The 11,591-nt window shown below is 38.0% G+C and carries 5 protein-coding genes and 1 CRISPR repeat array; of the genes, 1 reads left to right on the top strand and 4 read right to left on the bottom strand.

Features of this window, described 5'->3' with window-relative positions; genetic code table 11:
• Window positions 1–36: 36 nt before the first annotated feature.
• Window positions 37–2,741: direct repeats of the CRISPR family, unit length 46 nt; unit sequence GTTGTGAATTGCTTCAAAGTCAGTACATTTAGTGAGGATTCACAGG.
• 153 nt (window positions 2,742–2,894) lie between these two features.
• From cas2 to cas9, 3 genes are all read right to left on the bottom strand, one after another.
• Window positions 2,895–3,242: a CRISPR-associated endonuclease Cas2 gene (gene cas2, locus ABDZ97_RS05165; RefSeq protein WP_343785503.1), complete on the bottom strand. Its 348-nt coding sequence runs from the start codon at window positions 3,240–3,242 to the stop codon at window positions 2,895–2,897.
• On the bottom strand, window positions 3,214–4,143 hold the full coding sequence (gene cas1, locus ABDZ97_RS05160) for a type II CRISPR-associated endonuclease Cas1 (RefSeq protein WP_343785502.1): 930 nt from the start codon (window positions 4,141–4,143) through the stop codon (window positions 3,214–3,216). The genes cas2 and cas1 overlap by 29 nt, the downstream gene beginning before the upstream one ends.
• An 80-nt stretch (window positions 4,144–4,223) precedes the next feature.
• Window positions 4,224–8,600, bottom strand: coding sequence for a type II CRISPR RNA-guided endonuclease Cas9 (gene cas9, locus ABDZ97_RS05155; RefSeq protein WP_343785501.1), 4,377 nt, complete (start codon window positions 8,598–8,600; stop codon window positions 4,224–4,226).
• 280 nt (window positions 8,601–8,880) lie between these two features.
• On the opposite strand from cas9, the gene ABDZ97_RS05150 reads away from it, so the two are divergent.
• On the top strand, window positions 8,881–11,436 hold the full coding sequence (locus tag ABDZ97_RS05150) for a T9SS type A sorting domain-containing protein (RefSeq protein WP_343785500.1): 2,556 nt from the start codon (window positions 8,881–8,883) through the stop codon (window positions 11,434–11,436).
• Here ABDZ97_RS05150 and ABDZ97_RS05145 read toward each other — a convergent pair.
• Window positions 11,433–11,588, bottom strand: coding sequence for a hypothetical protein (locus ABDZ97_RS05145; RefSeq protein ID WP_343785499.1), 156 nt, complete (start codon window positions 11,586–11,588; stop codon window positions 11,433–11,435). The genes ABDZ97_RS05150 and ABDZ97_RS05145 overlap by 4 nt on opposite strands.
• Between the last annotated feature and the right edge of the window lie 3 nt (window positions 11,589–11,591).

Below are 11,591 nucleotides of genomic sequence, written 5' to 3'. Positions count from 1 at the left end.
CACAGGATTACCTACACCGTTACGCTTTCGTCCTATGTTGTGAATTGCTTCAAAGTCAGTACATTTAGTGAGGATTCACAGGTAGTTTACCTTCATTATATGCTGCTACGATGTTGTGAATTGCTTCAAAGTCAGTACATTTAGTGAGGATTCACAGGCGGATTAATGATGATAGAAAACGGTTACGCGTTGTGAATTGCTTCAAAGTCAGTACATTTAGTGAGGATTCACAGGGACAACCGATTACAGCCTGATTACAATAGTGTTGTGAATTGCTTCAAAGTCAGTACATTTAGTGAGGATTCACAGGCACACTGAATAGATCAGTTGCCGCAGTGTGTTGTGAATTGCTTCAAAGTCAGTACATTTAGTGAGGATTCACAGGCCCGCCTACTGATTGAAAACACATCACTGTGTTGTGAATTGCTTCAAAGTCAGTACATTTAGTGAGGATTCACAGGTCGCAGCGAACTCCAAAAAAGTCGCTAAATGTTGTGAATTGCTTCAAAGTCAGTACATTTAGTGAGGATTCACAGGGCTCGAGTTACACGTACTCGTCGACGGACTGTTGTGAATTGCTTCAAAGTCAGTACATTTAGTGAGGATTCACAGGCTAGAATAGCGAATAGTAAATTTTTCATGGGTTGTGAATTGCTTCAAAGTCAGTACATTTAGTGAGGATTCACAGGGTGACTTGAAAGTATTGTAGTTGAACAGTTGTTGTGAATTGCTTCAAAGTCAGTACATTTAGTGAGGATTCACAGGGGCAACTGGAGACATCTGACGATTACAACGGTTGTGAATTGCTTCAAAGTCAGTACATTTAGTGAGGATTCACAGGTTCTTACGATTAGAAGGGAACTTTCTATTGGTTGTGAATTGCTTCAAAGTCAGTACATTTAGTGAGGATTCACAGGACTCCAATATCTCGCAGTTCCATTTTGTTTGTTGTGAATTGCTTCAAAGTCAGTACATTTAGTGAGGATTCACAGGACGATCAATACAATTACAACCGCTCCTATCGTTGTGAATTGCTTCAAAGTCAGTACATTTAGTGAGGATTCACAGGTCGCCTGAGCTTTTCGTTTGCATCGGTTCCGTTGTGAATTGCTTCAAAGTCAGTACATTTAGTGAGGATTCACAGGAAAACATAATCTTCGGTGATACGGGTTGTAGTTGTGAATTGCTTCAAAGTCAGTACATTTAGTGAGGATTCACAGGGTATACTGGTTATACAATATTACCGGGGACGTTGTGAATTGCTTCAAAGTCAGTACATTTAGTGAGGATTCACAGGTCCGGTAGGAATTTATTCACGGCATCTAACGTTGTGAATTGCTTCAAAGTCAGTACATTTAGTGAGGATTCACAGGGAGAGCTGTTACAGGTTGAATTCTAAGTGTGTTGTGAATTGCTTCAAAGTCAGTACATTTAGTGAGGATTCACAGGGAAGGGATTCCGAAGTATGATAAGACGGGTGTTGTGAATTGCTTCAAAGTCAGTACATTTAGTGAGGATTCACAGGTACTGAAGAACTTTTTGCAAACTATATGATGTTGTGAATTGCTTCAAAGTCAGTACATTTAGTGAGGATTCACAGGGAACTTAGAAAAAACAAGTGTCAGGATATAGTTGTGAATTGCTTCAAAGTCAGTACATTTAGTGAGGATTCACAGGCTCAGTACAATTTCTACCGACTTCTTTAGAGTTGTGAATTGCTTCAAAGTCAGTACATTTAGTGAGGATTCACAGGCCTCACGATCATTACGACGTTATCTGGATTGTTGTGAATTGCTTCAAAGTCAGTACATTTAGTGAGGATTCACAGGATTACCTACACCGTTACGCTTTCGTCCTATGTTGTGAATTGCTTCAAAGTCAGTACATTTAGTGAGGATTCACAGGCCTCACGATCATTACGACGTTATCTGGATTGTTGTGAATTGCTTCAAAGTCAGTACATTTAGTGAGGATTCACAGGTTTTTCTTTTCAAATCATATCGAGCTTGGTGTTGTGAATTGCTTCAAAGTCAGTACATTTAGTGAGGATTCACAGGAAGAATAAACTGTTACCTTTGTATCGTTATGTTGTGAATTGCTTCAAAGTCAGTACATTTAGTGAGGATTCACAGGTTTTCACATTTAATGGCGTTTATCATCCTAGTTGTGAATTGCTTCAAAGTCAGTACATTTAGTGAGGATTCACAGGCACTACACCATGTTACACTATGTACTAATAGTTGTGAATTGCTTCAAAGTCAGTACATTTAGTGAGGATTCACAGGCACGACCTGCTAATTCAAAGCTCAAATTATGTTGTGAATTGCTTCAAAGTCAGTACATTTAGTGAGGATTCACAGGAATGAGATTCTAATGTCGGGTAAGTGTGTTGTTGTGAATTGCTTCAAAGTCAGTACATTTAGTGAGGATTCACAGGGACAGGTTTTCAATTTTAAAATCACGTTTCGTTGTGAATTGCTTCAAAGTCAGTACATTTAGTGAGGATTCACAGGGAATAAGATGCAATGCCTATTTTATAATCAGTTGTGAATTGCTTCAAAGTCAGTACATTTAGTGAGGATTCACAGGATAGAAGCTTATGAAGATAGCTATAAGATTGTTGTGAATTGCTTCAAAGTCAGTACATTTAGTGAGGATTCACAGGAGCTTGTTTCCCAAACAACTCCCTGTCTGGGTTGTGAATTGCTTCAAAGTCAGTACATTTAGTGAGGATTCACAGGATACCCCCGGTTAACGGGCTGATATCCTGTGGATTCTTTCATTGAATAGCATTCAAAAAATGTATCCGTTTCTCTTCCTCTCTTCTGTTCTGTTGTATTTTTTCGATTCTGTTGTTGAATCCTTTTTTTCGAACAGATGATGTTTTCCGTTCTCTAAAACAATTCCAACTGCTGAGCAGGACTCTGAATTTCTTCTTTTTTTATACCGTAAAAGATTTCCATCATTCCGAACTGTTTGTCGGTAATATGCAGAATCCCTATTTTGCCTTTCTCCGGCAATATGTTCTTCACACGCCGGATGTGTACCTCTGCATTTTCACGGCTGGCGCAAAACCTCAGATAAATCGAAAACTGGAACATCGTAAACCCGTCATCCAGCAAGGTCTTGCGAAATCTGGCAGCTACTTTTCGCTCTTTCTTGCTTTCTGTCGGGAGGTCAAACAAGACCATTACCCACATGGCACGATATTGATTAAGCCGACTGTACCGATCCGCTGCCATAATCGGGATAGTTTATTTTTCTGCTGATCCCCGCAAAACAATCACTCAGGGAACTTGTTGTCCGGCTCATAGCAACCAACAGAGGACTTTTTTTGCCCTCAATTACCACATCCAGAGCCGGGATCATCAGTAAGCGCCGTTTCAGTTCCGGAGTTAAATCACTCTGTACCGCCCCCTCTTTTACCAGGTCCCCCACAACGGTATCTACATACGGGCGATACGGCTCCATGATATCATCCGCCAGGCAATACGCATTGTACTTGTTTGCATGAAAAATACCATACCCCGGCAACAAGCCGCTTCCTACAATTGCACGGGCACAAACTGCCCTCAGAATAGCGTATCCGTAATTTAACAGATTGTTCGGCGTTCCTTCTTTTCTTCCGCGGGTAAAGCCTTCTATCCCGAATATTGTATTCCAATAGATCGCTGCTGCCTGCCCTTCATTGTTTTGTGTATCCCCCGAAAGCACCGTTCGCGACAAATCCGTCAGTTTATCCAGTTCTTTTTTTGTGGCATATCCTGTACTCCTCAGGTAAGCGAGCTGGTTCGTAATCTTACGTTCCACCGTTTGTTGCCAGAGGTTCTTTTTGAGAGGTACACTGGCCGTCAGTTGCTGTCGGATCCGTTCGTTAAACTCAGAATGACCGTATAAAGAAAGCGTCATCGACTGTGGCATGTGTTGCGGGTTACAATGCACCACCACTACATTATTCAGCATCAGTTTACTCATCAAGGCGTTACTGATCGTAATTTGCGCGTGTTCCAGTACAATCACGCCCAGGTCTTCAATCGGAACGGTTTTCGATACACTGTCCTTCTCCGGATAGTTGACAACCAATTGTTCATTCCGCGTATTCAAATACGTCGGATTACCAAAGTGCAGGGTTCGTTTGATCATTGTATAAGCAGTATTGATTTGATTTACAATACGTTTACCACAAAAAATGGTTACAAATCTCCGAAACCAATCAGTTATTCTTAATATTCCCCAACACCTACAATATCCCCAAGATGATTGACACGGACTTTGACAATTCCTACTATTCCATTTAAACCCAATTGGGGTTTGTAAGTTACACCTGTCAATTCCTTCGGTGTCTCAACTGTGGTTTCTAAATGATGCCTGAAAAAATAATTCTTCGTTGCTAACTTCTGCACCCTAAACAAATTCGGACTTATCTCCTTTTTATTTTTTGGGTCTATCAAATCAATTTTATTCGGATTAAATCCTGACTTTTCATTCGGGAAAACAAACATTTCGTTTTGTTTCATCGTAAACAAAAACTGCCACCCCAAATGTTGATTATAGTTTTTATCAATTATAGGTAAACCTTGATTTACTCGCTCAACTGCCTCAAAAAACGAAACTACATTTTCTTGTAATTCATATTTCGGTTCGCCATTTTCATCCAATTTCGGTTGGTTATTTTTGTCCAAAACAGGTACTTTATAAACTGCTACGTGGTGATTATTCCCTGTACTTACAAAATTGACAGGAATTTCATCTCCCTTTCTATCTAAAATAAAATTGCCTAAATGGTCTTTTTTGTAATGCAAAGGCTCGGCATTTTTCACTCCGCTTATAGTAACCCGCTTAATCGAAATTCCTTTTTCTTTGTTCAGCCAAATCGGATTTTTGTCTAAATCTGAAAAGGCTTTTTTCGGATCGTTATCAAATTGTTTTAATCGGTTTTTTAATGCTCTTTTTACACCTTCGTCCAAAATTTTGTCAATTAGTTTCTCATCTTTGAAATTGTCGGGTGTAATGTCTTTTCGGATAGAATAATCTTCTTCCAACCAAACCAGTTTTACCTTTTCGGGTAGTCTATTTCTTTTTGATTCATCTAAATAAATAGGTTGTTTGCTTACAGAATTTTTTCCTGAAAACGCTTTTTTCGGGTCGTTGCCATTAGCTGATAATCTTTCCAAAAGCAATTTTTTATATAGCGGATTGGCAACTTTGTTTATCGTTTTCTCATCAAACTTGGCACTGATTTTTTCCTCTTTGCTCTCGTAATAATGATATTTCCCATAAACCGATTCTTTGTGCAATTGCCCTCTTGGAGTTAACTCGATTTTTATCTTTTCTCCGTTTTTAGTTTTAGTTTTATTCTTGTTTTTGGTAACTACTTTGTTTTTTGCTTTATGTGAAATCAAGACATTTTCCAAATGTTCTTTGGCGACCTGACGGAAATTAGGAATGGGTTCTTTAAAAACCCGTTTTTTGTTCCCGTTGTCTTCCATTTTTATCTCGGTTTCCAAATTTTCAATAGCAATGATATTACCGTGTAATTTGTGGTTTTCGTTTTTCCGGGCATTCAAATAATTCAAATACTGAATGTGGTTGTGTTTGGTAAAAGCTACCGTCAACGCATCCATAGCGTGATGACGATGGTCATTTCTTTTTGTCCAATCTTTAATCACTTCTACTTTTTGTCCGAATTTACGCTCCTCCATTTTGGTCATCCCCAAACTTCTATATTTCGGAAGATTCAGTTCTTTCATCACGTTGATTAAGTTCCAATCTTCTCGAAGTCTATCCGTAACGCTTCCCGAAGTAGAAACCACCGAACGACTAATTTTGAACAACATTTCTTTCGCCTTCTTGGCAATATATTGGCTGTCTCTCAAGTCCCGTTGTATAAATCCGTCGCCGATTTCAGATTCCTTTTTAAGCAATTTTTGGTATTTGGCTTTAGAAATTCCGTTCTCTTTTTCTTGATAAATCTTTTCAATTCTCTCTTTGTAAGCTTCAATTCCTTGCTCACCAAACTTACTTTCTATATAGTCGTAAGCTGTTTTATTTCCTTTTTCTAAGTTATCTTTACGGTAGGTGATGGTTTTATTGGAAAAACTATCGTCAAACAATCTTGATTGTGGAATGATGTGCTCAATATCTACTTCTTTTGAGAACACTTTCTCTCTTGGGATATAGGTGTTTGTGTATAAATCCTTGTAACCGTTGCTTTTTAATTCTTCGTATAGTCGATAGCGGATAATATCGTTTCGGGTTGGATTTTTAATGCCAAATTCGGTTTGCAACAATTTAAAAATCTTTTCGTGAGCTATTTTTGCTTTATTTATTCCTGCGGTCATTTCCGCCCGTTCTTCAGCGTTTTTCTTTAATTCACGAGACAATTCAATACGGATTTCATCAAATTTAAAGTAGTCTGTGATTTTTCCGTTTTCGTCTTTTTGACTGTTTTCTTCAATCAAGGTATTAACCACATTTACCACCTGATTGAGAATTTTTTCCACCACAGGGTTTCGTAAACTGTTTTTTTTCAGAAGCTCCAAGGTATTCTCTAATGGGCGATTTTCAAGTTCTTCTTTGGTTAATGAATGTTTGGAATGTCGGTATCCTGCCAACTCACAAGCTGTACTATAATTGTTTTCTTTTAGAAACGGATAAACTTTTCGCATCGCTTTGGTTGAAAGGTTTCCGTAATCATCAGATAAGCTAATATTAGCCAAAATCTGACCATGTTCTCTCTTGAAACCAAATTTCTTTTCCAACAGCTCGTACAGCTTTTCATTTCCGCTAGGCGAATCATCCCCTTCATACGAATACAGCAAATGCCATAATTGATAAGAGGCTTGTTTTTCAAAATCTTTTCCCTCCAGTTCTGCATCAAAATCAAGAATTTTTGTATCAATATCCAGCACTTCAAAAATTGATTTTACCATTGTTTTGATTTCATTGGCTGGCGTTTTTAAATCGGCGATATTGATTTCGTCTTTGTTGGAGAGTTTAAGCAGCTCTTCGTCATATCCTTCAATTTCCAAAATTTTCAAATAAGCATTGTAGAGTACCTGATTGGTTCGGTTGCCTTCTAATTCAGAATAATTCATTGACCAATCGGTAGGTTTATACCCTAACAATTCGATGATTCTATTGACTTTTAAATTACCTTTAAGGTTCAATTCTTCAAACAGTAATTCCTTGGCTTCTAAATCGAGCTCAAAAATTTCTTTTTCTAACAATTCGGTCCGGTTGTCCTGTTTTTTAACAGTTCTTTTCTTACTCCCTTTTTTCTTGACCAAAACATTGTTCAGGCTTTGCCAAATCTTAAACTCCTGAAACAAAGGCGAAGATTTTGGGGCTACACGCAAACCAATGGTTTTCTTTTGGGTTGTTGAGCCTGTCGAAACAATGATTTTTTCCTGCGACTCAAGTTCACAAAAACTGATTAAGCCTTTCTGAGATTTCAGTTTTCTTTGGTAAAAGATGATTATGTCCCTAATTTCGGTTTTTAATTCGTCTGTCAATTCCGAATGATGTTTGGATTGTTCTTTCCAAATCGCTTTAAACTCGTCCAAATAATCTTGGCGGTAAAACACCTGATTTTTCAATCGTGTATGCGGATTTTCTTCTAGCTGTTTAAACAGGTTTTGCCCAATAGTTTCTTTGTTGAAATACAACTCTTTACTTCGGTCTGAAATAGCTCCAAGATAACCACTCGAATTGTTCAAGTTATTGTTGATTTCCGTGATGACATAAGCCATTTCTTCTTTTTCCAGTTGTTTGGAAACAGCATCATTCCGCCATTTGTAGGCTTGTAATTTTTTCTGTTCTCGCTTATTTAGTTTGATGGTTTGCTCATTTTTCAGGCTTTCTTCCAAGTCTTTAATATCCGCAGTATTAAATTGGTGTGTACTCCAAAACGCAGCCGAAGTCGCCCTTTGTCCTTTCCCTTGCAGGGTTTTGTAAAATTCATCGGTAAGAATTTCAGGATAAAATTGTTTCTGAACATTCCAGACCCTGTCAAATTCCACCTGTAAATCGGAGCGATAAAAATCGGGAATGGATTTTTTGCCCTCCATCAATCGCTGAAAAACCAATTGTCCGGGAGTCCTTTTTTCTTCATAAAGTTGCTTGGCAACTGCCATTCCGTCAATAATTTGCCCCTCATCTTCGTTTTTGGCTTTGCGACTACTTTTGTAACCGCGTTTTTTGTTAATTGCCAAAAATACCCGAGCCAACTCTTCTTTTTGTATTTTTTCATCAACAGACTTCGCTCTTAGTTCCCACGTTTGGTGTGTAGTATTTTTACCATTTTCACTAAGTACGGATTCATCTGAAATCAAATTGGATTTCAGTAATACTGCAATCAATTTTTTTCTTCTATCTTGGTAGCGGTCAAGATTTCTTCTTGCTCCACGTTTAAGCGTTCGCTCAGCATTTGTGGTAATACTTTTACCTTTTTCAAAATTGGTTTGCTCGTCTACTGTAAGCGGATTTACACGGACTCCAATTTTTTCAATAGAAGAAGTTTCTTTATCGTTTTCGGCTTCTTTTATATAAGCAAAGCCAATGGAAGTAGTCCCCAAATCCAGTCCTAATATCTTTTTCATGCTATCGTATGTTTTCGTAGTTCTTCTTTTTGTTTCGAAAGTGGTTTAGCTCTTTTTCAAAAACGGCTTCAATATACTATTTTTTTGAATTAGATTGAGTACTATCTACCATCTACAAATTCATTCTTTACACATTTATACTATATAAACATATTTTATAACGTAACCTGATTACGCTGTTGATGAAGATTTAATTTTGGAAGCCTGCTATTTTATTCCTTTCTTTGGTTCAGAAGAAACCTTGCTGAAACCATTAATTGTTTAACTTACTTTTTATACGATGAGAAAAAAGATTCTTTTTTTGGCTGTGGTAACCCTTTTTGTCTGGAACAAAGGTCAATCCCAAAACAACACATTACATTTTGACGGAGTTAATGATTATGTTGACATTACTACTCCTCTAGCCTCGTTTATGACGGGACGCAACGCTTTCTCTTTTGAAACCTGGATAAAACCAGATGTGGTTCAGAATGCTCCATACGGGATGATCTTCTCTGCCAATAGTAACACCAATCAATTACACCGCTTTGTATTACGTTTATCAGGAGCTGGTGATGCTACCAGCAATACAATAACGCTTAACATTCCTGTAGGGGGAACTTCTTATAAACTTACGGGAACAACCAATGTAATGGACGGAGAATGCCATCATATTGCATGGACATATAACAAAGATACCTCTCGCCTGTATATTGACGGTGTACTTCAGGGTACTATGATTCAGTCACTAAGTTTTCAATCAACTGACAAATATAGCCTGGGACAGGAATTTGATCCTCCAGGATATACTCCTTCGGACTTCTTTAAAGGAAGTATTGATGAATGCAGAATCTGGGACAACGCTATAAGTTCTACGCAGATCTCCGACCTTATGCATACAGAAATTCTTCCTACACACACTGGTCTTTTTGCTTATTTCCAGTGCAATCAGGGTACCCCCGGAGGAAACAACACCAGTGAAACACAACTTATCAATGCGGTTGACATAAGTTCGTCAGGTACTCTTCACAATTTTTCATTAACCGGTAGCTCTTCCAACTTTATTGAAGGTTCTTGCTGCGTCTCGAACTACACTGAAGCCCCAAGAAATGCACTACACTTTGATGGTGTAAATGATTATGTTGATATTACAGCGCCTCTTGCTTCTTTTATGACAGGAAGAACTGAATTTTCTTTCGAAACATGGATAAAACCGGACGCTGTCCAAAACAATCCTTACGGGATGATCTTCTCTGCCAATAGTAATACCAATCAATTACATCGCTTTGTATTACGTTTATCAGGAGCTGGTGATGCTGTAACAAACTCTGTTACATTAAATATCCCTTGGAGTGGTTCTTCTTATAAGCTGACGGGAACAACCAATGTAATGGATGGAGAATGTCACCATATAGCATGGACTTATAATAATGACACCTCTCGTTTGTACATCGACGGAGTTCTACAGGGAAGTATGATTCGGTCATTAAGTTTTCAATCAACTGACAAATATAGCCTGGGACAGGAATTTGATCCTCCAGGATATACTCCTTCGGACTTCTTTAAAGGAAGTATTGATGAATGCAGAATCTGGGACAACGCCATAAGTTCTACGCAGATCTCTAATCTGATGAATACGGAAATCTCACCTACCTATAGTGGTTTATTTGCCTACTTCCAATGTAATCAAGGTATTCCAGGAGGTAATAACTCAACTGAAACACACTTAATCAACTCTGTAAATGCTCATCAGTCGGGGACATTAACTAACTTTACTCTAGCAGGTAGTTCTTCCAACTTTATTGATCCGAATTGTTGTATTTCATCCATAACAAGCTCCAAAAATGCTCTACACTTTGATGGAGTTAATGACTATGTAGATCTTACTTCTTCTATTTCATACTTTATGACAGGACGAACAGAGTTTTCATTCGAAGTATGGATTAAACCAGACCTTCCACAAACAGCACCTTATGGAATGATTTTTTCTGCCAACAGTGATTCTGAATCAGAGTTATTGCACCGTTTTGTTTTACGACTTTCCGGAGATGAAGATATTGTCAGCAACTCTGTTGTTCTTAATATTCCTTCTGGCGGATTTTTCCACAAATTAACCGGAACCACCAATGTAATGGATGGGAAATGTCATCATGTAGCATGGACATATAACAATGGTACTTCACGTTTGTATATCGATGGTATTCTGCAAGGTACAATGAACAGGACTCTTGTTTTTGAATTGACAGACCGATTCAGTCTTGGACAAGAATTTGATCCTCCTGGCTTCACTCCTTCCGATTTCTTCAAAGGCAGTATGGATGAATGCAGAATTTGGGATCATGAAATCAGCTCTACACAAATTACTAGTTTCATGAATATGGAAATTTCTCCTGCCAGCTCCGGTCTTGAAGCATACTTCCAATTCAACCAGGGAATTTCAGGAGGAAACAATAGTGGCGAAACATCGTTAAATAACACGGTTAATCCTAGTCAATCCGGGACACTTCATAATTTCGGTTTAATAGGTAGCACCTCAAATTTTGTTCAGGTTATGTGTAAAATTGTTTCCAAGAGTGCTTTAGCAGAAACACAAATGAACACATTAAACTCTGTAGATGCGTCATTATATCCTAATCCGGCAGACAACTTTTTCTATATCAGTTTACCTGAAAAAGAGCTGGCTCAAATTCAGGTACTAAATAGCTCCGGTCAGATTTTACTCAAGCAAGAGTTTAATTTCGATCACGACAGTAAAAGAATTGAGACCGAAAATCTGATCAATGGTATTTATTTTGTCCGAATTTATCTGAAAAACTCAAATCAACTTCTTGTAAAAAAACTGGTTGTTAATCATTAATTTTTTTCAATAAGTAAGAATAGAAGCCAAAAACGGGGGAATACTTCCCCCGTTTTTTTGTCTCTTTTTACACCAGTATTTTCTTGGTTGATTCCATTTTTCTTATTTCCTTTGACGCTAAATTCATTTTCCTGATACTCTGTATCCAACAAACA

Source organism: Wandonia haliotis (assembly GCF_039523435.1).
GTDB lineage: Bacteria > Bacteroidota > Bacteroidia > Flavobacteriales_D > Crocinitomicaceae > Wandonia > Wandonia haliotis.
The sequence above is the reverse complement of the archived record's forward strand: the minus strand, read 5'-3'. Positions and strand labels throughout refer to the sequence as shown.